The organism is Pseudomonas sp. Pseusp88 (genome assembly GCF_047303955.1).
Classification (GTDB): Bacteria; Pseudomonadota; Gammaproteobacteria; order Pseudomonadales; family Pseudomonadaceae; genus Aquipseudomonas.
In genome coordinates, this window is sequence record NZ_JBGLYM010000161.1 from 1 (window position 1) to 209 (window position 209).

1 pseudogene is annotated in these 209 nt (G+C 62.7%); it reads left to right on the forward strand.

Features of this window, described 5'->3' with window-relative positions:
• A pseudogene (locus ACCD02_RS32840) lies at positions 1 to 195 on the forward strand (DUF4123 domain-containing protein); the annotation flags it as partial.
• Positions 196 to 209: the final 14 nt, after the last annotated feature.

Genomic DNA, 209 nt, shown 5'->3' on the forward strand with positions numbered 1-209 from the left:
GCCAGCGATCGCAGCCTGGCGATCTGGGTCGAGTACAGCCTGCGCTGGGGCGATGGCTTTACCCAGCGCCCCGACGGACCCTATCAGCAATGGCTGGCCCGCAGCCCCGATGCACTGACGCTCGCACCTGAGCTGCGTCTCCAGCAGATGGACGAGGCTTGTGTGGACATTGAATTAAACAAGGAGGTGTCATGAGACCACCCGCGACA